This window comes from Exiguobacterium sp. Helios (genome assembly GCF_014524545.1).
Taxonomy (GTDB): domain Bacteria; phylum Bacillota; class Bacilli; order Exiguobacteriales; family Exiguobacteriaceae; genus Exiguobacterium_A.
This window is the reverse complement of the sequence record NZ_CP053557.1, coordinates 2614652-2635400: the sequence shown is the minus strand read 5'-3', so window position 1 is coordinate 2635400 and position 20749 is coordinate 2614652. Positions and strand designations below refer to the sequence as shown.

Genomic DNA, 20749 nt, shown 5'->3' with positions numbered 1-20749 from the left:
ACAACAAAACGCCACTTTGAAATTAATTGAAAAGGGCGTTTTATTGTTTTTATTTAGTTATAAAATAATTAGAAAGAGCATTAATACGCGGTAAAAAATCATCTTCAAAAAATAAAGTGTGATAAAGTATGTCGTATTTAAAATCTCTTAATTGTGGACCCCGTACTCGCCCTTTACCACCTAATTCAGGATAAGCGGGACCATGCATTTTTTTTATAAAATATCGTTGTCTTGTCTTCTCAGCAGAATTATTAATATACTTTTTACGATTGAATAAATATGATTCATAATTTTTCTGCCAAAATTCTTGTTCATCCTTAATATCCAACATTGATACTTTATCAGGGTATTTTCTATAAAATACTGATAACAAATCTTTATTAGGAAAAGCACTTAGTTCATAAGTCATGAAAACATACTCTAGGTTGAGCACGGTACCATTTTCATCTTTTATCTTTTTTATATTATCTGCTAGAGACTTTTTATAAGCAATAACCTTCTTAGCTTTAGAATGAACAACTAAATTAAAGTTTGTAATATCAAATTCCTTCATTAATTTAGCTTTTAATTCTTCAACTTTATTGTATGTGTCTTTACTAATCAGAATAGATTTATTAGTAGTAGAAGTTTTTCCGTTAAAAATCTCTAAGATATCTAAAGCGTTTATTTTCTTTAATCTTTTTAAACTACTGTGAACTTGATCTCTTATCATTAATAGATATGAAGAAAAATCATCAATAACTTTTTCTTCACCTATCTGCAAAGTCGACGAGGAGATTAAATCTTTAATTAATAGATCATATCTATGTGTGTCAAATTTTGATCGAAAGAGGTTTAGTTCTTTTGAGTTGATTAATCCGAAATAATGAGACCAATCAGTTAAAGTTCGAGGACGCTCTAAGCAAATACCTTCTTTAACAATTTTTATAATTTGGACATCTATATTAGCTGTATAAGGTACAGTCCACTTACCGTTATTTCTTCTGTTATCTTGTTTAACCAATGGAATTTCTCTTTTATGATTACAGATAATTATTCTTTTACTTCCCCGTCCTTCAACTTTAACTTCTTCATAATGTGTTTCAATGACCTTTAGTATGCTTTCGAGAACATTTACATTAAGATTTCTGTCCCCTTTTTCTAATTTAAGTTCAAAGCTCTGTTTTTGTTTTGATGTTCCATATTTATTAACAGCCTGCGATATAGTATATTCTTTCTGCATTTATTTATGTCCTTTCAAATTAGTGTTAACTGTGCAAATTCACTTATAATATATATTTATTTTTTATATTAAAGATGATCTTGCACAAAAATAATGAAAATAAGTGTTGAATGCTCGCTTTTTGCTTCTTTTTGGCGAGCAACGCAGTGTTAATCTTTTTGCGAAGCGAAAAATTGACACGAAGCTTGGTCAAAAAGAAGAACTTGCGATAGCAAGTTGGTAGTTCGTTATTACAAAGTAAATAGGGGAGTACTATTGACCATTAAGTTAGACAGTTAGGTGTTTAGAGTCATAGGCAGTTCTAAGTCCAAATTCAGAGTCGTTTTATTTTCTCCCGTGAACAATAGACTAGAACCGGCTCAATTGAGCCGGTTCTTACGTGAGCACACCGTGAGCAGAAATTAAATAAAACTATTCTTTTATTACTACTATGAAATATTTATTTGTAGATAATAAATATAGTATCGGCTTACTTATTATTGATTACATTTATTTTATAGAAGACAAAATTTGTTTTGCTAGAGTCCGCAGTTTTGGATCGTTTCTAAATTCAGTAATAGTTTCCCCGTTATCAAACAATAAATGAACGTTTACGATAGTATCATTCTCGAAAAAGATATTAATTTGTCCAGGTTCATTATTATAGTCAAATGAGTAAGCGAGAGTAGAAAATTCAGAAACAGGTTTCAATAACTCAAATTTATCAAAATTATCTATAATACTTTCAGCACTAACTTTTTTCTTGGTAGTCATGTTTATTTCACCTCCCTTGTGTATGAGTATAAATCTAAAAGAGGTAAAAAGATACATTATATAACAATCTAATTGAAAATAAAAGAAGAAATAACTATTTATGTCATTTATTTTTATGCTTGTGTCAAATGACTACACCCTATTGATACAAAAAGACTATAACGTTATACTTAAGGTAATGGTGTTTCATATACATGTATCAAAAAAGGAGCGTGTTTTTTTGAAATACGGATATGCAAGAGTATCATCAGCTGGTCAGAATTTAGATGCACAAATAAATCAACTTGAAGATGTTGAGTGCGAGAAAATTTTTAGTGAAAAAGTAAGCGGTCGCCAAAAAGAAGGAAGGCAACAGCTTCGTATCTTGCTTCAAACAGTAAAACAAGGAGATTCAATTGTTGTAACGAAGCTAGATAGATTTGCTAGAAGTACTAAAGACGCTTTAAGTACAATTGAAGAATTAAATCAAAAAGGTGTAGCATTAATTGTTTTAAATATGGGCGGAGATCGAATAGACACTAGTAAAGCAATTGGGAAGTTAATGATTACAGTTTTATCAGGTATAGCTGAATTTGAAGCTGATATGATTCGCGAAAGACAATTAGAAGGTATTCAAGAAGCAAAGAAACGAGGAGTTTATAAAGGAAGACCTAAAAAATATACCGAAAAAAATAATGCTTTAAATCATGCCTTAAATTTATTTGAAAAAAGATCGGTCAATGGCATGACAGTGAAACAAATTGAGGAGATAACTAAAATTAGTAGATCAACTTTATACAGGGAAAGAAAAAAAAGAAAAGAAGAAATTGATAATAATTTTTCCTATTAAAATATGTTAATATAAATAAAAAAAAGGAAATCGGAGTTGTTAATATGGCTACTGTAGAAGAATTAGGGAAAAAGTATGCAGATCAATTAAAAAACTTACCTACTTACAATAAGGCACAAGAAATAGTTCAAGAAATAAACAGTTCTACTTTTGATAGTGGGGAATTAATTGACGTTGGTACAAAACTTAAGATTGTGAGTAATATTGAGAATTGTATAACTGGCTTTGAAGATGGACAATACTATTTTTTGAAAGAATCAGATAATAAAGAGTATATTAAGTTCGTTAACTATATGTATGAATTAATCAATCGGGGGAAGTAATTTGACTTATTCAGAAAAAGTGAATTTAACCATATCTATTATTGCTGTTATTATTTCAATAGTTACAACAGCAATAACAATGTATATCGCAAGAAAAAACAAAGCACTCTCTATTGAAGCAAATTTAAATTCTAAGCAAGCAAATGATATTTCAATGGGAGCACTAGAAAATGCAGTTAGTGATAGAATTAATAATTCCAAACAAAATTATCTTAACAGTGGTATTCAGCTTGCGAAATGTAAATCCGAACTTCCAGAAAATTTAAATAGTGCTCAAGAAGATTTGCTTAATGCTCACATACTACATTTAAGCACATGTCTTGAGAACAGTTGGAATGCATATGAGAACGCTTGTGGTCAGTATATAGATAAAAAGATCGATCAAAAAAGATTTAAAAAGAATTATAAACAAGAAATAAAACAATGGGTTGAAGATACTAAAGACGATACATATACAAATGTTTTAACTTCAAGATATAGAGCAGTGATTAGGGTATACCAAGAGTGGGAAGATATAGAAAATAATGATGACTAATTATTGAAATTAAATATTTGTTAAAATTAAGATAAATAAATTATAAAAATTGATTTAAAAATAAGAGTGCTTTGTGCCTAAGATACAGAGTGCTTTTATTTTTTGTACAATAATCATTATCGGCAAATTGAAGAAGAAAAATGGTTATTGTTTTATTAAATGGGAGGTTGAAATATGAGGACTGCATTAAAAACACCGAAAGTTTTTATATCATATAGTTGGACTACCACTCAACATGAGGAATGGGTTCATGATTTAGCGACTAGATTAACTGAAAATGGAGTCGAAGTAATATATGATAAATGGCATCTAAAAGAAGGTCATGATATCTATGCTTTCATGGAGAAAATGGTATCAGATTCTGAAAAAATTGATAAAGTTCTAATAATTTGTGACGAAGGTTACAAAAAGAAAGCGAATAATAGAGATGGTGGCGTAGGAACTGAATCTCAAATAATAACTCCGGAAGTTTTTAATGATATTAAACAAGAAAAATTTATTCCAATAATTTCAGAAAGAGATGAAACAGGTAAGGATTTTGTACCAAGTTATATTAAGTCAAGGATGTACATAGACTTGTCAGAAGAAGAACATTTTGAAAAAAACTATGAGCAATTAGTAAGGAATATTTTTCAAGTTCCTTTGTACCAAAAACCTCCAATAGGGACACCACCAAGTTATATTACTGAAGAAGAAAAACCATATTTTAGTACTAAAAATGTTATTAGGCAAATTAAAAAAGCAGAAATTTCTAATCCTAAAAGACTTAAAAGTTTGTGGTTTACATTTGCCGTAGAATTTTGGGCATCATTAAAACTCTTAAAAATAGACGTTGTAGAAGAAGGGAAGCATATTGATGAGGAAATATATGAAAAAATAAATCTTTTTGATCCTCTTAGAGATGATTATATTGAAGCTTTAGAAATAATGATTTCTTCTGAAACAATTGAAACAGACGATTTGATTGAGTTTTTTGAAAAAATGTATTCATTTATACAACCGGAAAACCTTGAATCATACAATTCGTCCCACTACCAACATTATAAATTTATGGTTAAGGAAACATTTCTTTATACAATCTCCATTTTACTTCAACAAAAAAAATTTTTGATGACACGCGAACTACTTGATTCAGAGTATCAAACTGCATCAGAGTATTATCATAAAGATCATATAAAGTTTATAAACTTTAATTTTCATTTAAGTTCTTTAGAAAAAAGGTCTGAAAGACTTCAATTAAATTTGGTAAGTCCTTCCTCTACTTTAATTAAAGAAAGAGCAAATGATAAGTATTTAAATGCATTATTAGAAGCAGATCTCATACTCTTCTATATATCATTACTACAAAAAGTAAAAGAACCTGATACAAAGTTATGGTTACCTAAAACTGCGATATATAAAAAAAGAAACAATCTAAAGATATTAACAAAATTAAAATCAACACGGCACTTTAAAAAAGCCAAGTACCTTTTTGATGTAGATTCATCTGATGAACTAAAACAAATGATTAATGCTACTAATCAAATATCTATTCCTATGTTTGATTTTCATTATGAAATTTCAAGATTAACGGCTATAATAAATCCAGAAGAAATCTGTTCAATGCCTTAAAGATTTATGCTTTCTATTATTCTCAATTGTTTGATAAACGGGGAAAATTGTTAGTAAATTATGTTATAGTAAATTTAGCTATACAGATATTCATAAATAGTTAGGTGAGGCATAATCATTAAGTAATTTTTTGATTAATTACTGGTTCACTTTCACGTACAGACCGTATCGCGAAATACAACCAACTTCTCCGCATCGAAGACATGCTTTCAGACGTTGCTGTCTACGACGGAATCAAATCATTCTACAACCTCAAGAAGTAATTCCAGGTTGATAATTTAACGTGTGTTGTACATTCACTGTACAGCCGAAACCTCCTATTCATGTGTGCGATCCGCACACGAATAGGAGGTTTTTTGTGTTCATGATTCATTGAGTAAAAGAAGTTGAATTCGATCTGACATCAGAAATGATTCAAAACAAATGGTTTTGCCATTGAGTACATACCAACGCCATTCAATTCCAAGGGGTAAAAAATCAAATTTATGAGACCTTTCTTTTACTACCTGGTCATTAAAATGTTATAGTTATAAATAAGTTTAAGCACAATCATTATAAGGCTTAAATACATTTGAACGGGTGAAGGTTCAAAAAACATCTAAAGGAGAAATGATCATGTTAAATTCAGATTTAGATATACGCTTAGAACCACGCATTAAAGAATTGTATCGCTTACATAAGGAGCGTTCAGCCAATATTGATTGGAGTTATCACGAATTCATTCCATGGGACAAGGCGATGTCGTTTAAACGCGTTCCTTGGGAGGAGAGTCAAGTCACGCTTCCGGAAGGTGTCATCGTTGCCGTGGAAACGGCATTACTGACAGAAGTGAACTTACCTTGGTATACGTCGCACTTGGATTACACGTTTAAAAACTCGATGGAAGTCATCAATGATTTCGTCCGTACGTGGACAGCGGAAGAAGACCAGCATTCGAGCTTACTGGAAACGTATTTACTCGTGACGCGAAACGTCAATCCGACACGGTTGCATCAGTTAAGAAGACGCGTCGTTGAAAGCGGCTGGTTCCCGGACTTCACGAATCCATTAGCGACTATGGCGTATACGTCGTTGCAAGAGCTTGCGACACTCGTTTTCTATAACAACGTAGCACGAGTGGCCGGTGCGCATGATAAAGACTTGGCGACACTGCTCCGCCGTTTGGCAAAAGACGAAGCTCTTCATTATGCGTTCTACCGTGACACGGTGAAAGCGCACCTTGAACTCGATCCGAACTTCATCGTGTTCTTTGAAGACGTCATCATCAATTTCTCAATGCCGGGTGCGATCATGCCGGACTTTACCGAGCGTATGAAGACGATTGCAATTGATACAAACTACGGACCACTCCAATACTTTGACCAAGTATTAGATGTCGTCGTGAAATACTGGGATATTGAGAACCTGCAACCTACAACCGAAGAAGCGAAACAGTCACAAGCGAACATCATGAAATATCACGGGCGTTTGAAACGGATCAAGGACCGTCAAGAAGCAAAAACGAAGATTGATGCATAAGGAAGGGAGCACTAAAAACATGACGTGCGAAATATGCGGAAAAGAGACGAAGAACCAAGTCAGTTATTTGGAACTGAACACATGGGAATTCAATTCTTTGAAGACAGAAGAAAAAGACTTTTACCCGATCTGCTACAGCTGCTTTGACAAGCATACGAACGAGTTCATTGATCAAGAAATGGATCTTGAATTGAGAAAAAAACGTTCGCAGATGGTGAATAAAGAAGTCGAAGCAGAAATCGAAGCGATTCTTGAAGTTGAAAATTAAGCATCGATGTATTATTTGAGTCGACAGCCTTCCGATTGCGGAGGGCTGTTTTTTTATATTGAGTATCAGGTGAAATTAGCTATTTTCTTTCTTTTCTGAGGTGAAATGGGATCGTATAGGTTTTTCAAGTATCACGCTTTTTTCACGCACTTTCCTCAGGCGAGACACAAACGGGTCTCGACAGCGCAAGCGGACTTGCGCTTTTTCCTGTAGGAGTCGCATGAAATGCTTGATACTCCTTACATAGAAAAGCAAAAAAAACGGGATTCGACGTCTTGTCGAATCCCGTGATCAGAAAATGAAAGCTGTATAAATCAGTCCTCGATAAACGTAACGAGGTAATGATGTGCCGAATAGAGCGGAGCACGCGTGACGAAAAACTCGGGTAAATCGGCATCGATATCGAGTTCACGTAATGTCTGTGGATCTAGACATTCCTGCACCAACCGTTTAATGTCACTGAGCAATTCGTCATGAAGATTTTCTTCCGCTGTAAAAGACCGTTTGGCCTCATCTTTTAATAATAATACGACGGGCGGAAGGCCTCGTAATAAGTCGACCTGTAGTGGTTCTTCGTTCCGTTGAAAAAAATCGTTTAAACAACTGACGACTTTCATCGAATGATCTTCTTTCATACGAACCCCCAACTTTCTAAAAGTACTGTTACTATCAAGCTATTCCCTAAAGTCAGATAGGATATGCAGATAAACTGGAATCAGGGCATTAAGGGAGCGGATAACCGGGTACAGAAAGAGGTAGGGGGGGATGGAGATGCTGTTTCGTTACTTGTTTTTGGGTCTGGACCCCACGATGGACGATATTCAGTTGCGCATCATCTATTTTACAGAACTGATCTTCTTTATCGGACTGTTTCAAATTACGAGCCGTTTCTCACGCCAAAGCATGATTCTCGGTACGCTCCTTGGAGTGACGGGTCTGATTGCTTTGTTGCCGGGAGCTATCTATATTCTTCGCTATAATCCGGAAGATGCCATCATTGATATTACATTTTTACTGATTTATTTGCTGGAGCCACTCGCGATTCTAGCATTTCTGATAGCATTGTTTCGCCGGTTTTATGAAAAGCGTCATCCGAATCATTCGAAAAAGTCCTGACAAACGTTCTGCTGCAACGTTTATCAGGACTTTTTTTGTTGCATTCCGAAAAAAATAAAATATATTTTCGTAAAAAGGATTGATGTGTAACCGGTTACACAATATGATACATATTGTAAGCGTTATCAAAAGAAAGAGGTGGCGAACATGTCGACCATCCGGGAAGTAGCGAAAGTGGCCAATGTATCCGTCGCGACGGTATCGCGTGTCATGAATGAAAAAGGATACGTCAGCGAAAAAGCAAGAACAGCCGTCCTGCAAGCGATTAAGCAGCTGGACTACCGACCAAACCGGGTCGCCCGGTCGTTGTTTCAAAAACGATCCGGATTGATCGGTTTGATCGTACCTGACATCACAAACCCGTTTTTTCCGCAACTGGCACGTGCTGTGGAAGATATGGCACATCAACACGGATTTCAGGTGATTTTGTGTAACACAGACGAACAGTTTCAGAAAGAACAAGAATATATTCAATCGCTCGAAGCGATGCATGTTGACGGATTGATCATCACAACTAACTATTCGAACAATCCGAACTACGAAAAACTTGAAGTACCGATCGTCGCCCTGGACCGTGTGTTACAGGGAGCGATTCCGACAGTGACCTCAAACGGGCATGACGGCGGGAAAAAAGCCGCCCAGTTTCTGCTTGATCACGGGGCAACCGAACTGGTCGTCATCAGCGGTCCTTCGAAATTACCAACGATCCGCAAGCGGCGTGACGGATTTGAAGAAATTGCCGGTAAACATCTGGTCGCAAGCATCGAGTCGCCGTTTCATTTCCAGGGGGCGCTCGGAGCAGCCAACTACTTATTTGACCATTACGACTGCAACGGAATTTTCGCAGCAAACGATGTCATCGCAGCGGCGACGATTCAGGTTGCAGCGGAGCGGGGAATCGCGATTCCGGAGCAGTTGCAAATCATCGGCTATGACGGAATTGAACTCGGTCAGATGATTTCGCCGCCACTGACGACCATTGCCCAACCGATTTATCAGATGGGCGAACTGGCAGCGAAGCTGTTGATTCAACGGATTGAAGGAAATGAGATTGCAGCCGTCCATCACGAATTGATGGTCGAAGTCATTGAACGGGAAACAACGAAGCGGAAGGATGAACAGTTATGAAACAAATCAGTGTAGTCGGAAGTATCTCGATGGACTTAGTCGTCGAAAGCGATCGTCGTCCCTCAGCAGGCGAAACGGTCATCGGATCCGCTTTCCATACGGTACCGGGAGGCAAGGGGGCGAACCAGGCAGTTGCGATTGCCCGCCTCGGCGGTCACGTCGAAATGGTCGGCTGTGTCGGCGACGATGCGAACGGCGTGGCGATTCGTCAGAACTTCGAGACAGAGCACGTCGGGACGACCCATCTGCAGACGATTGCGGATGAACGGACCGGAACGGCCCACATCACGCTCGCAGAAGGTGACAACTCGATTGTCGTCGTCCAGTCGGCGAACTTAGCGGTCGTCTATGACGAGAATCAACTCGACAGCCTGCTTGGTCAGGCAGACATGATTTTGTTACAGCTCGAAATTCCGCTCGCGACCGTCAAACAGGTGGCGCGTTACGGCAAGACACACGGCATTCCCGTCGTCTTGAATCCGGCGCCAGCCATCGTGCTTGATGACGAGTTACTTGCAGACGTGACGTATTTGACACCAAATGAACATGAATGCGGTTTGATCTTCGGACAACAGCAACCGCTCGAACATTGGTTGACGCAATACCCGAATAAATTGATCGTGACGGAAGGCAGCCGGGGTGCCCGCTTTTATGACGGGGAGGCGATCGTGACGGTCCCTGCGATCAAGACGGACGTCGTTGATACGACAGGTGCCGGTGATACGTTCAACGGTGCACTCGCGGTCAGCCTGACCGACGGTGCAACCTTAACGGAAGCGATTCGCTTTGCCAATAAAGCAGCCGGTATGTCCGTCCGCGCGCTTGGCGCACAAGGCGGGATGCCGACACGTGAACAGATGGAGGTTGAAGCATGAAACGACACGGTATTTTAAACAGTCAGATCAGTAAAGTCTTAGCCGATCTTGGTCATACCGATACAATCGTCATTGCCGACTGCGGTCTGCCGATTCCGGCCGGTGTAGCACGGATTGATTTGGCACTTGAACTCGGAACGCCATCGTTCGTCGATGTTGTTCGGATCGTTGCCGACGATATGGCCGTCGAACAGGTGACACTGGCGACAGAAATCAAAGAAGCTAATTCGGTTGCACTCGAGGCCGTAACGAAACTCGACGTACCGCAAGACTATGTATCGCACGAAGCATTCAAGGAATTGACGAAGCAGGCGAAAGTCATCATCCGGACGGGTGAAGCGACACCGTATGCGAACGTCATCTTACACGCCGGCGTCATTTTTTAAGGGGAGGAAGTACGATGCAAATTGAGATGACAGGTATCACAAAAGCGTTTGGTCCCGTTCCCGTCTTGAAGGGAGTCGACTTCACTCTCGCGACCGGTGAGATTCATGCCTTGATGGGAGAGAACGGTGCCGGAAAATCGACACTTATGAAAATTTTGACCGGTGTTCATAAAGCCGATCAAGGAACGATTCTCGTCGACGGCGTCGAACAGCAGTATAAAAATCCAAAACTGGCGGAAGAAGCGGGAATTGCCTTCATCCACCAGGAACTGAATATCTTACCGGACTTAACGGTCACTGAAAATCTGTTTCTCGGACGGGAACTGAAATCCCGATTTGGTGTCCTGAAACAGGCGGAAATGAAACGGCTCGCTGAACGCGAACTGGCAGAATTAAATGTCTTCATGGACGTGAATCAGCTCGCCCGGACGTTATCGGTCGGACAACAGCAGATGATTGAAATCGCCAAAGCCTTGATGACGGACGCGAAGGTCATCATCATGGATGAGCCGACGGCCGCTTTGACAGAGCGTGAAATCCGCGCCTTGTTCAGTGTCGCGACGGCATTGCGGGGTCAAGGAGTCTCGATCGTCTATATCTCACACCGGATGGAAGAAATCTTCGAACTGTGTGACCGGATCACGGTGTTACGGGACGGTGTCTCTGTCTCGACCCACCGGATTGCCGACACCTCATTTGAACAGATCGTCCGCGAAATGGTCGGACGCGAGATGGGCGAACGCTATCCGGAGCGGCAAGTGACACTCGGTCAGACGGTTCTCGAAGTCACAGGCGCAACCGGCAAACGGTTTGAAGACGTGTCATTTTCAGTCCGGGCCGGTGAAATCGTCGGTTTTTCCGGCTTGATGGGCGCAGGACGGACAGAAGTCATGCGCGGCTTGTTCGGGGTCGACCGGATGAAAGCAGGGACGATCAGCTTAAACGGCAACGTCGTCAAAATCAAATCACCGCACGATGCGATCAAACAGGGACTCGGCTTCTTGACGGAAGACCGAAAAGGCGAAGGATTGTTCCTCGATTTTTCACTCCGGGAAAACATCTCCTTGCCGACAATCCGGTCGTTATCGAAGTCCGGTGTCATCTCCGATCAATCGGAGCGGCAGTTCGCGGAAGGGTATCTGAAGTCGTTATCTGTCCGGCACAGCTCGATGGATCAACCGGCAAAATCCTTGTCCGGTGGAAACCAGCAAAAGGTCGTCCTCGCGAAATGGCTCGGAACAAAACCGGATGTCCTGATTCTCGACGAACCGACACGTGGTGTCGACGTCGGGGCGAAAAAAGAGATTTATATGATTATGAACGAACTGGCCGCATCGGGTGTCGCAATCATCATGATCAGTTCGGATCTGCCGGAAATCCTCGGTATGAGCGACCGCGTCTATGTAATGCGTGAAGGGCAAATGAGCGGCATGCTCAATCAAGAAGAGGCAACGCAAGAGAGTATCATGACGCTTGCGACAGGAGGACAATGACATGGAATTGATGCAAGGGAAACTGACAGAAAAGAAACCGAGACGACTCGGGATTGGTCAAAAGCTTGGTCCGCTCGCCGGACTGTTCGCTATCATTCTCGTCGTTTCGATCATGGAACCGGACTTTTTAACGCTTAATAACTTATTTAACATCTTACGCCAAGTTTCGATCAATGCCTTGATTGCTTTCGGGATGACGTTCGTCATCTTAACGGGCGGAATCGACTTATCGGTCGGTTCGATCCTCGCCTTGTCATCCGCGTTCGTCGCCGGTCTGATGACCGACGGAACGTCCGCGATTCTCGCCGTGCTTGCCGGTTTGATCGTCGGCGCGATCATGGGGGCTTTAAACGGAATGGTCATCTCACTCGGGAAAGTCGCACCATTCATCGCGACACTCGCGACGATGACGATCTTCCGTGGTCTGACACTCGTCTATACGGACGGGAAGCCGATTACGGGACTTAGCCAGGGTGGCTGGTTCGAATTATTCGGCCGCGGCTACATTTGGATCTTCCCGGTTCCGGTCGTCACGATGTTGATTGCCTTTGGCGTTCTGTACTTCATCCTGAAGAAAACGACGTTCGGGCGTTACACGTATGCGATCGGCGGTAACGAAGAAGCTGCAAAACTGATGGGGATTCAAGTCAACAAAGTAAAGATTTTGATCTACTCGCTGTCTGGTTTAATGGCAGCACTTGCTGGAATCATCTTGACGTCGCGTCTAAACTCGGCGCAACCGACAGCCGGAACATCGTACGAACTCGATGCGATCGCAGCGGTCGTCCTTGGTGGAACAAGCTTATCCGGCGGACGCGGTTGGATCGTCGGGACGTTGATCGGTGCCTTGATTATCGGGACACTCAACAACGGACTGAACCTGCTTGGTGTCTCGTCCTTCTTCCAGCTTGTCGTCAAAGGGCTCGTCATCCTGTTCGCGGTACTCGCGGACCGGAAACAAACTACGTGATTTACCATCCAAAAGGAGGATATTGATATGAAAAAACTACTCGCACTCGTCATGATGGCTTTAATGGTGTTCGCAGCGGCTTGTTCGACGGAACAACCGGGCAGTGACACGGAAAAAGAGAAGAAAACAAAAGATTTCAAGATTGGTCTGTCGATTTCGACGCTCAACAACCCGTTCTTTGTTTCACTTAAAGAAGGGGCAGAAAAAGAAGCAAAAGCACAAGGCGCAACATTACAAGTCGCGGATGCACAAGATGATGCGGCCAAACAAGCAAGCGACATCGAAGACATGATTCAAAAGAAAGTCGATCTTATCTTGATCAACCCAACCGATTCAGCAGCAGTCGGTGCAGCTGTTCAAACAGCAAACGATGCTGACATCCCAGTCATCACAGTTGACCGCAATGCAGAAGCCGGCGACGTCATCGCGCACATCGCGTCGGATAACGTCGCAGGTGGGAAACAAGCGGGTGAGTACATGATCGAACTCGTTGGTGACAAAGCGAAAGTCGTTGAACTCGAAGGAATCCCGGGCGCATCTGCAACACGCGACCGTGGCGAAGGCTTCCATGCGGCAGTCGACAGCAAGCTTGACGTCGTTGCGAAACAATCCGCAAACTTTGACCGGGCAAAAGGTCTGTCGGTCATGGAAAACATTCTGCAAAACAACAAAGACATCAAAGCGGTTTTCGCACACAACGATGAAATGGCCCTTGGTGCCGTCGAAGCGTTGAAAGCAGCGGGCATGGAAGATGTCAAAGTCATCGGGTTTGACGCAACAGACGATGCGGTCAAAGCAGTCGAAGATGGTAAAATGGCAGGAACCGTTGCTCAAAAACCGGCAGAAATCGGTAAAACGGGGATCGACACAGCGATCAAACACCTTAAAGGGGAAACAGTCGAGAAGAACATTCCAGTCGAACTCGATCTCATCAAACAATAATTTTCCTCACCAGCCGGGCTGATTTTGTCAGCCGGCTGGTGTTTTTTGGAGGTAAGATGAACTTCGCGAATCTATACCTTGTTCCCGTAGTTGTTTTTCTCTATAATGAAAGAAGCGTATATTACTGAAGGAGGATCATCGATGATCATTCATAACGTGGCTCTTGTCGGCCTCATCGTCGTTTCCGTTCTTCTCATCATCGTCGTTCTCTTGATGTCAGGCCGTACGGCTGGACTCGGAGCATTGACAGGTGGAGCAGAACAATTATTTGGTCGCCAAAAAGCCCGTGGCTTGGATGCGGTCCTAAATCGTGTAGCGTCTATTTTAGGGGCATTATTCTTTATCTTGGCGTTACTCGTCGCTTTTTATAAGTGAGTACTGAAACGACAGCCGTCCGATTGCGCTGTCGTTTTTTCGTATTTCTCGATTTCTAAATTTTCATTTTGGGGTATAGAGTTAGAGGGGGAATCATTTTATGAAAATCACATTACCAAAACCATTCTTTTTTGAAGGCGGCAACCGGGCCGTTCTGTTGTTGCACGGCTTCACTGGCTCAAGCGCCGATGTCCGGATGCTCGGACGTTACCTGCAAAAACATGGTTATACATCACTGGCACCACAATATAAAGGGCACGCTGCCCCACCCGAAGAGCTGACGAAGACTGGGCCAGCCGACTGGTGGCAGGATGTCCTCGACGGTTACGAAGAGTTAAAAGCGAAAGGATACGACGAGATTGCGGTCTGCGGACTGTCGCTCGGCGGTGTCATGTCGCTTCGACTTTCGATGCATCGTCCGGTCAAAGCGGTCATTCCGATGTGTGCACCGGCTTACATCAAAAGTGAAGACGTCATGTATGCAGGAGTCACGGAGTATGCCAGAGAATTTAAGAAGCGAGAAGGAAAATCGGTCGAGGAAATCGAACAGGAGATGGCTGTGTTCGAACCGATGCCGACCTTAAAGGATCTGCAAGCCTTGCTGAAAGAGACACGCGATTCACTCGAAGATGTCTATGCACCGACACTCGTCATCCAAGCCCGCAATGATCATATGATCAACACCGATTCAGCCAATATCATCCATGATGGTGTCAGTGCCTTACAAAAAGATCTGATCTGGTATGAGAACTCAGGTCATGTCATTACGCTCGACAAAGAAAAAGAAACGCTCCACCAAGACATCCATGAATTTTTGGACGGCTTGAACTGGAGCCATTAACTGGAGGTGTCACGTTGGAATTACGTGAACGCATATTAGAGGTCATCGCGGCGGACGAACGTCCGTTGTCGATTGATCAATTAACGAAAAAACTGGAATTAACGGATACGGCACAGTTCAAGGAACTGATCCGGACGTTAAATGAACTCGAAGAAGAAGCGCTTGTCGCGCGGACCCGTTCGAACAAATACGGAACCCTCGCTCAAATCGGACAAGTCGCCGGAAAAATCTCGGTCCATCAACGTGGATTCGGATTCGTTTCACCGGAAGACGGTTCTGCAGGCGATATCTTCCTGCCGGCACCGGAGCTCGGCAATGTCTATAACGGGGACCGTGTCCTCGTCAAAGTTTTTGCTGAATCAAACGGCGGGGACCGCCGTGAAGGAAAGTTACTCAAGATTCTTTCGCGCGGACCGGCTGATTTCGTCGGGACGTTTGTCAGTCCAAAAGGACGGATTGAGTCAATCGCCTACATCGAGCCGGATGATTCGAAGTTGACGTTCCTGCCGGTCGTCGCAAACGAAGATACGCTCGGTGCCGTCGACGGACATAAAGTCCTCGCGCGGATTACGAAGTATCCGGACGGCCGTTACGCCGGAACAGCAAAAGTCTTACAAATCATCGGGCATAAAAACGACCCGGGTGTCGATATCCTGTCGATCGTCCACAAGCACGGCATCAACGTCGACTTCTCGGACGCAGCGATTGCGGAAGCAAATGACATTCCGGATCAAATCGATGAGAAAGATCTCGTCGGTCGCGTCGACTTACGCAAGGAAGTCACGGTCACGATTGACGGCGCGGACGCAAAAGACCTCGATGACGCAGTCCACGTCAAGAAACTTGCAAACGGCAACTACGAGCTCGGTGTCCACATCGCCGACGTCTCACATTACGTCAAGGAAGATTCACCGCTCGACGAAGAAGCACGCGAACGCGGAACCAGTGTCTATCTCGTTGACCGGGTAATTCCGATGATTCCGCACCGTCTGTCGAACGGGATCTGTTCACTCAACCCGCACGTTGATCGGTTGACACTCAGCTGTATCATGGAGATCGATCAAAACGGGGTTGTCGTCAACCATGAGATTTTACAGAGTGTCATTAAGACCGTGGAGCGGATGACGTATACCGATGTCCGTAAAATCATCGAACGCGAAGACGAAGAAGTGGTCGCAAAATATCATGATCTCGTCGCGAACTTCGATCAGATGGCGGAACTGGCTGCAATTCTCCGTGAACGCCGCTCGCGTCGTGGTGCAATCAACTTCGACTTCCCTGAAGCGAAAGTCCTCGTCAACGAAGAAGGTAAGACAAGCGAAATCATCTTACGCGAACGGTCGGTTGCTGAAAAATTGATTGAAGAGTTCATGCTCGCCGCGAACGAAACAGTCGCGGAGCACGTCCAGCACCAAAAACTGCCGTTCATGTACCGGATCCACGATGAGCCGAAAGCAGAACGTCTCGATACGTTCTTCAAGTTCATCGCGAACTTCGGCATCAACGTTGAACGTAAAGGTGAGTCGGTCGCACCGAAGACGTTGCAATCGATCCTGAACGCCGTTGAAGGCGAACCGGAAGAAGCCGTCGTCAGTACGGTCATGTTACGGTCGCTCCAACAAGCTAAATATGACGTCGAACCGATTGGTCACTTTGGTCTGTCGACTGATTTCTACACACACTTCACGTCACCGATCCGCCGGTATCCGGACTTGATGGTCCACCGTCTCCTGCGCGAGTACATCATCTTTAATGATAAATCGCAAAACACACAGGACCGTTATGCTGCGATTTTGCCGGAAATCGCCGATCACGCTTCAAAACGCGAACGTCGTGCCGTTGACGCGGAACGCGAAACGAATGCACTCAAGAAAGCCGAGTATATGGAACAACACATTGGCGAGACGTTTGAAGGTGTCGTCAGTGGCGTAACGAACTTCGGGATGTTCGTCGAGTTACCGAACACGATTGAAGGACTCGTCCACATCCAGGCGATGACTGATGACTTCTACCGCTACGACGAAGCGAACTATCAATTGATGGGCGAACGGACGAAACAACAGTTCCGGATCGGCGACGTCGTCGAGATTAAAGTCACCGGTGTCAACATCGATGAGAAGACGATCGACTTTGCAGTCGTCGGAATGCCGGAACGCCAACCGAAAAAACGCTTTGAGTCGAAGACGATCCGTTCAAGCGGCGGCCGTCCGGGACAAAAACGCGACGACAAGAAAGACGACCGTCGCGGGAAGTCGAAGAGTCCGAGTAAGCCGAAGGACCAGTCGAAAGGCAAAGGCTTCGCGCTGAAGGACAAGAAGGATAAACCGCCGTTCCATAAAGCGGTCTCGAATAAAAAACGGAAGCGCAAATAAGCGCTTCTGTTTAGAAATGTGGTGGAAGAGAGATGCCAAAAGGTACAAGTTCAAAAGTATTAGCCAACAACAAACGGGCGTCGTTTGATTATGCGATTGAAGATACGATTGAAGCGGGTCTCGTCTTGACGGGAACCGAAATCAAATCGGTCCGTAAAGGAAAAATCAGTATCGGCGACGCGTTCGTCCGCTTTGACGGCGGGGAAGCGATTCTTTGGAACTCGAACATCGCCCACTTCGAACAAGGGAACCGGTACAACCACGAACAGCTCCGTCCGCGGAAACTGTTGCTGCACAAAAAACAGATTGCAAACTTAATGGGACTCGTCTCGCGAGACGGCTACACGATCGTGCCGCTAAAGGTCTACATCAAGAACGGCTACGCTAAATGTCTGATCGGACTTGGCCGCGGGAAGAAGAAATTCGACAAGCGTGACGATCTGAAGAAGAAGGATGCGAAGCGTGATATCGACCGTGCGTTACGCGACAAGCAAAAGTATTGAACCCGTAACACTTTTCTGCTATTATAATAGTATTCGGAAAGCCCCAATTTTATATCTTGGGGACGTTACGGATTCGACGGGGGTAGTTCGGTCTTCTGTGGCGTGTCGAGGGGTCGGCCTCGTTAAAACGCATCAGCCATAACTGGCAAAACTAACACACAACTCGCAGCAGCTTAATAGCTACTACGGATCCTAGCAGCCGTCGCCTGGTCGGCTGATTTCTAGGGTCTCACTTTAAACAGGCTACGCTTGGACCCTTCCGTCTGGAGGGAAAGAGAAGAGATGGAATCAGACTGGTCGGACGGACGCCTGTCAATTGGCAGCCTGACGACGAGATCCCAATAAATTGACTACACACGTAGAAGCTTAAGTATACGATGCCTTCGGACGTGGGTTCGACTCCCACCGTCTCCATACCCTGAAATCTTAAGGATTTCAAAGATTGTCAAAACCCTTGTAAATCAAGGGTTTTTTTTATAGATTTTTATTGAACCTTAAAAATAAAAAGTTGTATTAATACTAAAAAGATATACTTGGAATAATGAAGTTAAGCCCAATACATTAATTATGAGAAGGTGAAAACTATAGCACTTACCCACGAGTTTGGGATTATTGATAACCACAAAAATCTCTCAATTTATATTGATTATGAACCAAAGAAGTTTAATTGCATTAGTGTTGGTGACAATATTGTTAGCGACTTAATGGAGCAACTGTTAATTATGAAAACATATTTCCAGACATTTAATCGATCAGCTTGTGGTTTAGCGTACCATGGCACTACAATTATTCCACCTGAGTCACTTTCGTTATTTTATAATATCGTCATTTCTTCAAGTTATTTTAAAAAATCTAAGGAACTTCAAAAACTGATTTTGATTATTACAAAAGCGATAGAAGAAGAAAAGTACATGATTCATTTCGGAATTTAATTTTGAAAGGTCTGATTAAAGTCGAGACGAAATTGATTATTTTACGTGGGAATTCTGGAAGCGGGAAAACAACAATTGCAAAAATGCTTCAAAAAAATTTAGGGGAAGAAACGCTGCTTGTTTCACAAGATATTGTGCGTCGCGAGATGCTAATGGTACCGGACTCACTGGGGAATATGTCAATCGAGCTAATTAAAAGAATTACGGAATTTGGTAAAGGTACATGCAAAGTGGTTATTTTAGAGGGAATATTGAAAAAACAAGTTTATGAAGAACTACTACTTGATCTCGTTGACTACTTTGATTATCACGTCTTTGCCTATTACTTTGATTTACCTTTTACAGAAACGGTCGAGCGACATAAGTTACGTTCCTCTGCAAAAGAGTTTGGAGAAGAACGTTTAAATACCTGGTGGATTCCGAACGATCAGTTAGGGATAAACGGAGAAATAATGCTCACCACCGATATGAGTCAACAAGACATCGTGGACTTAATTCTTCATCAAATCAAAGAATCACCCTGTTCATAAAAAGGGGAATGTACCGAATTACACGTATACTACTTAAACGACATCTTTGTTGATAAGAAATGCAGTGCAGAGCAATTCAAGATGTCAAAAAGGGTTACGTGTTACGTTTTAATCAAGTACACTAAAAGAACTAATTTTTTTCATATTATGTTTTATGGAAATGGAGCTGACATCTATGATACGACGTGCCACGTTGATGGACGGAAAGGCCTTATCGGATTTGATGCGACGGATTGATCGGGAAACGAAATATATGTTGTATGAACCGGAAGAACGCAGCATGTCGACGGAGCAGGCGGAAGCGTTCATCGAACGGTTTGGTCAGGCCGCGAACTCAGATATCTTCGTTGTTGATGTCGATGAGCAACTTGTCGGCTATGTGTTGGTCGTCGGTGGCAAACCAAGTCGGATCCGTCACCGCGCGAATCTCGTCATCGGCTTGCTGGATGCTTATACGGGTCGCGGGCTTGGTGCCGGATTACTCGAAGCAGTCGATGCCTTTGCCGTTGAAGCGGGACTCGTCCGGCTGGAACTGACGGTTCGGAAAGATAACCTGCGGGCAATCGAGTTGTATCATAAGTTTGGTTTTAACATCGAAGGAACGCGGATTGCCTCGCTGTTCATTGACGGCGAATACGTCGACGAACTGGCGATGTCAAAGATTTTTACAGCAGAAGAAATCTAAAAAAGATGCTCGCTTGCCTCCTCTCAGATTGAGACGGGACAGACGAGCATCTTTTTTATTGTGATAATTTTTGTTGTTCGAACTCGACTTCGAGGACATTTTTCGCATAATCCTTACCCCAGTCATACATCGCATCTAAAATCGGCATCAGGCTGTAGCCATGTGGCGTCAATGAATATTCAACCTTCGGCGGAACGACCGGATAGACTTCCCGGTGAATGATATGGTGATCTTCCAGCTCCCGTAATTGATTGACGAGCATCCGTTGCGTAATGCCGGGCATCAGACTTTTCAGCTCTCCGAAGCGTTTGGTGCCTTCTTTACCGAGGTGCCAAAGAATCAGCATCTTCCATTTCCCCCCGATGATCGATAGGGTCAATTCCTTTTCACAGTTAAACTGCCGGTCTTCAAAATGTGGCATCAATCCACCTCCTTTTTTAGTATAGCCCTCTTGTCATCGACAGTATACTTTTCCGCACTATGTATGAAAAACCGCACTATGTAAATTAAAAGTGCGTACTTCCCAAGTTCGTCTATGAGGA

At 42.9% G+C, this 20749-nt stretch carries 24 protein-coding genes, 1 other RNA gene and 1 pseudogene; 22 read left to right on the top strand and 4 right to left on the bottom strand.

All coding sequences use genetic code 11. The features are described 5' to 3' along the window. Window positions 1-49 precede the first annotated feature (49 nt). Complete coding sequence (locus HNY42_RS13725; protein ID WP_188004665.1) at window positions 50-1222, bottom strand: hypothetical protein; 1173 nt, start codon at window positions 1220-1222, stop codon at window positions 50-52. A gap of 489 nt (window positions 1223-1711) precedes the next feature. Then, window positions 1712-1975: a hypothetical protein gene (locus tag HNY42_RS13720; protein WP_188004664.1), complete on the bottom strand. Its 264-nt coding sequence runs from the start codon at window positions 1973-1975 to the stop codon at window positions 1712-1714. Window positions 1976-2195: 220 nt separating this feature from the next. On the opposite strand from HNY42_RS13720, the gene HNY42_RS13715 reads away from it, so the two are divergent. From HNY42_RS13715 to HNY42_RS13685, 7 genes and pseudogenes are all read left to right on the top strand, one after another. Continuing rightward, a complete protein-coding gene (locus HNY42_RS13715) occupies window positions 2196-2804 on the top strand; it encodes a recombinase family protein (protein WP_188004663.1) in 609 nt (202 codons plus the stop codon). Window positions 2805-2848: 44 nt separating this feature from the next. Then, entirely contained in the window at window positions 2849-3127 is a 279-nt protein-coding gene (locus tag HNY42_RS13710; RefSeq protein WP_188004662.1) for a hypothetical protein, read from the top strand. A gap of 1 nt (window position 3128) precedes the next feature. Then, window positions 3129-3662 carry a hypothetical protein gene (locus HNY42_RS13705; RefSeq protein ID WP_188004661.1) on the top strand — a complete coding sequence of 178 codons (534 nt, stop codon included), beginning with the start codon at window positions 3129-3131 and terminating at the stop codon, window positions 3660-3662. A 174-nt stretch (window positions 3663-3836) separates the two neighbouring features. Continuing rightward, a complete protein-coding gene (locus HNY42_RS13700; RefSeq protein ID WP_188004660.1) occupies window positions 3837-5273 on the top strand; it encodes a toll/interleukin-1 receptor domain-containing protein in 1437 nt (478 codons plus the stop codon). Between the two features lie 140 nt (window positions 5274-5413). Continuing rightward, window positions 5414-5536 (top strand): annotated as a pseudogene (locus HNY42_RS13695) (hypothetical protein); the annotation flags it as partial. A gap of 352 nt (window positions 5537-5888) precedes the next feature. Continuing rightward, on the top strand, window positions 5889-6791 hold the full coding sequence (locus HNY42_RS13690; RefSeq protein ID WP_188004659.1) for an acyl-ACP desaturase: 903 nt from the start codon (window positions 5889-5891) through the stop codon (window positions 6789-6791). 19 nt (window positions 6792-6810) lie between these two features. Then, window positions 6811-7059, top strand: a complete 249-nt coding sequence (locus tag HNY42_RS13685; protein ID WP_214765746.1) for a hypothetical protein — start codon at window positions 6811-6813, stop codon at window positions 7057-7059. Window positions 7060-7373: 314 nt separating this feature from the next. Here the strand turns inward: HNY42_RS13685 and HNY42_RS13680 are convergent, their stop codons facing one another. Then, window positions 7374-7694, bottom strand: a complete 321-nt coding sequence (locus tag HNY42_RS13680; protein WP_131972318.1) for a hypothetical protein — start codon at window positions 7692-7694, stop codon at window positions 7374-7376. Between the two features lie 136 nt (window positions 7695-7830). Here HNY42_RS13680 and HNY42_RS13675 point away from each other — a divergent pair, with 136 nt between their 5' ends. From HNY42_RS13675 to HNY42_RS13610, 15 genes are all read left to right on the top strand, one after another. Further along, window positions 7831-8175 (top strand): hypothetical protein, encoded by a 345-nt coding sequence (locus tag HNY42_RS13675; protein ID WP_188004658.1) that lies wholly within the window; start codon window positions 7831-7833, stop codon window positions 8173-8175. Between the two features lie 147 nt (window positions 8176-8322). Further along, the gene (locus HNY42_RS13670; protein WP_188004657.1) at window positions 8323-9303 is read left to right on the top strand and encodes a LacI family DNA-binding transcriptional regulator; all 981 of its coding nucleotides are present in this window, start codon (window positions 8323-8325) and stop codon (window positions 9301-9303) included. Beyond that, entirely contained in the window at window positions 9300-10178 is an 879-nt protein-coding gene (rbsK, locus tag HNY42_RS13665) for a ribokinase (RefSeq protein WP_188004656.1), read from the top strand. The genes HNY42_RS13670 and rbsK overlap by 4 nt, the downstream gene beginning before the upstream one ends. Then, window positions 10175-10564, top strand: coding sequence for a D-ribose pyranase (gene rbsD / locus HNY42_RS13660; protein ID WP_131502180.1), 390 nt, complete (start codon window positions 10175-10177; stop codon window positions 10562-10564). The genes rbsK and rbsD overlap by 4 nt, the downstream gene beginning before the upstream one ends. Window positions 10565-10578: 14 nt before the next feature. Then, a complete protein-coding gene (locus HNY42_RS13655; protein ID WP_188004655.1) occupies window positions 10579-12057 on the top strand; it encodes a sugar ABC transporter ATP-binding protein in 1479 nt (492 codons plus the stop codon). Window position 12058: 1 nt separating this feature from the next. Next, window positions 12059-13027 carry an ABC transporter permease subunit gene (gene rbsC / locus HNY42_RS13650; RefSeq protein WP_114595133.1) on the top strand — a complete coding sequence of 323 codons (969 nt, stop codon included), beginning with the start codon at window positions 12059-12061 and terminating at the stop codon, window positions 13025-13027. Between the two features lie 27 nt (window positions 13028-13054). Continuing rightward, complete coding sequence (gene rbsB, locus HNY42_RS13645) at window positions 13055-13969, top strand: ribose ABC transporter substrate-binding protein RbsB (RefSeq protein ID WP_026827595.1); 915 nt, start codon at window positions 13055-13057, stop codon at window positions 13967-13969. A gap of 141 nt (window positions 13970-14110) precedes the next feature. Then, window positions 14111-14344 (top strand): preprotein translocase subunit SecG, encoded by a 234-nt coding sequence (gene secG, locus HNY42_RS13640; RefSeq protein WP_012371248.1) that lies wholly within the window; start codon window positions 14111-14113, stop codon window positions 14342-14344. Window positions 14345-14444: 100 nt separating this feature from the next. Next, window positions 14445-15185, top strand: a complete 741-nt coding sequence (locus tag HNY42_RS13635; RefSeq protein WP_028105784.1) for an alpha/beta hydrolase — start codon at window positions 14445-14447, stop codon at window positions 15183-15185. Between the two features lie 14 nt (window positions 15186-15199). After that, window positions 15200-17557 carry a ribonuclease R gene (rnr, locus tag HNY42_RS13630; RefSeq protein WP_188004654.1) on the top strand — a complete coding sequence of 786 codons (2358 nt, stop codon included), beginning with the start codon at window positions 15200-15202 and terminating at the stop codon, window positions 17555-17557. A 32-nt stretch (window positions 17558-17589) separates the two neighbouring features. Further along, window positions 17590-18060 carry an SsrA-binding protein SmpB gene (smpB, locus tag HNY42_RS13625; RefSeq protein WP_014971147.1) on the top strand — a complete coding sequence of 157 codons (471 nt, stop codon included), beginning with the start codon at window positions 17590-17592 and terminating at the stop codon, window positions 18058-18060. A gap of 58 nt (window positions 18061-18118) precedes the next feature. Beyond that, window positions 18119-18477: a transfer-messenger RNA gene (gene ssrA, locus HNY42_RS13620) on the top strand. A 167-nt stretch (window positions 18478-18644) separates the two neighbouring features. Beyond that, a complete protein-coding gene (locus tag HNY42_RS16310; RefSeq protein WP_131502486.1) occupies window positions 18645-18992 on the top strand; it encodes a short-chain dehydrogenase in 348 nt (115 codons plus the stop codon). A gap of 11 nt (window positions 18993-19003) precedes the next feature. Continuing rightward, window positions 19004-19522 (top strand): AAA family ATPase, encoded by a 519-nt coding sequence (locus HNY42_RS13615; protein WP_188005459.1) that lies wholly within the window; start codon window positions 19004-19006, stop codon window positions 19520-19522. Window positions 19523-19697: 175 nt separating this feature from the next. Further along, a complete protein-coding gene (locus HNY42_RS13610) occupies window positions 19698-20207 on the top strand; it encodes a GNAT family N-acetyltransferase (RefSeq protein WP_188004653.1) in 510 nt (169 codons plus the stop codon). Between the two features lie 55 nt (window positions 20208-20262). Here HNY42_RS13610 and HNY42_RS13605 read toward each other — a convergent pair whose 3' ends face one another. Beyond that, window positions 20263-20628 carry a winged helix-turn-helix transcriptional regulator gene (locus HNY42_RS13605; protein ID WP_012371239.1) on the bottom strand — a complete coding sequence of 122 codons (366 nt, stop codon included), beginning with the start codon at window positions 20626-20628 and terminating at the stop codon, window positions 20263-20265. Between the last annotated feature and the right edge of the window lie 121 nt (window positions 20629-20749).

What these genes read in the sequence shown, in the direction of transcription:
- rbsK (WP_188004656.1), top strand. Translation starts at nt 9,300, where the DNA reads ATGAAACAAATCAGTGTAGTCGGAAGTATCTCGATGGACTTAGTCGTC.
- rbsD (WP_131502180.1), top strand. Translation starts at nt 10,175, where the DNA reads ATGAAACGACACGGTATTTTAAACAGTCAGATCAGTAAAGTCTTAGCC.
- smpB (WP_014971147.1), top strand. Translation starts at nt 17,590, where the DNA reads ATGCCAAAAGGTACAAGTTCAAAAGTATTAGCCAACAACAAACGGGCG.
- HNY42_RS13680 (WP_131972318.1), bottom strand. Translation starts at nt 7,694, where the DNA reads ATGAAAGAAGATCATTCGATGAAAGTCGTCAGTTGTTTAAACGATTTT.
- HNY42_RS13675 (WP_188004658.1), top strand. Translation starts at nt 7,831, where the DNA reads ATGCTGTTTCGTTACTTGTTTTTGGGTCTGGACCCCACGATGGACGAT.
- secG (WP_012371248.1), top strand. Translation starts at nt 14,111, where the DNA reads ATGATCATTCATAACGTGGCTCTTGTCGGCCTCATCGTCGTTTCCGTT.
- HNY42_RS13685 (WP_214765746.1), top strand. Translation starts at nt 6,811, where the DNA reads ATGACGTGCGAAATATGCGGAAAAGAGACGAAGAACCAAGTCAGTTAT.
- HNY42_RS13690 (WP_188004659.1), top strand. Translation starts at nt 5,889, where the DNA reads ATGTTAAATTCAGATTTAGATATACGCTTAGAACCACGCATTAAAGAA.
- HNY42_RS13710 (WP_188004662.1), top strand. Translation starts at nt 2,849, where the DNA reads ATGGCTACTGTAGAAGAATTAGGGAAAAAGTATGCAGATCAATTAAAA.
- HNY42_RS13655 (WP_188004655.1), top strand. Translation starts at nt 10,579, where the DNA reads ATGCAAATTGAGATGACAGGTATCACAAAAGCGTTTGGTCCCGTTCCC.
- rbsB (WP_026827595.1), top strand. Translation starts at nt 13,055, where the DNA reads ATGAAAAAACTACTCGCACTCGTCATGATGGCTTTAATGGTGTTCGCA.
- rbsC (WP_114595133.1), top strand. Translation starts at nt 12,059, where the DNA reads ATGGAATTGATGCAAGGGAAACTGACAGAAAAGAAACCGAGACGACTC.
- HNY42_RS13720 (WP_188004664.1), bottom strand. Translation starts at nt 1,975, where the DNA reads ATGACTACCAAGAAAAAAGTTAGTGCTGAAAGTATTATAGATAATTTT.
- HNY42_RS13725 (WP_188004665.1), bottom strand. Translation starts at nt 1,222, where the DNA reads ATGCAGAAAGAATATACTATATCGCAGGCTGTTAATAAATATGGAACA.
- HNY42_RS13635 (WP_028105784.1), top strand. Translation starts at nt 14,445, where the DNA reads ATGAAAATCACATTACCAAAACCATTCTTTTTTGAAGGCGGCAACCGG.
- HNY42_RS13605 (WP_012371239.1), bottom strand. Translation starts at nt 20,628, where the DNA reads ATGCCACATTTTGAAGACCGGCAGTTTAACTGTGAAAAGGAATTGACC.
- HNY42_RS13700 (WP_188004660.1), top strand. Translation starts at nt 3,837, where the DNA reads ATGAGGACTGCATTAAAAACACCGAAAGTTTTTATATCATATAGTTGG.
- HNY42_RS13610 (WP_188004653.1), top strand. Translation starts at nt 19,698, where the DNA reads ATGATACGACGTGCCACGTTGATGGACGGAAAGGCCTTATCGGATTTG.
- HNY42_RS13670 (WP_188004657.1), top strand. Translation starts at nt 8,323, where the DNA reads ATGTCGACCATCCGGGAAGTAGCGAAAGTGGCCAATGTATCCGTCGCG.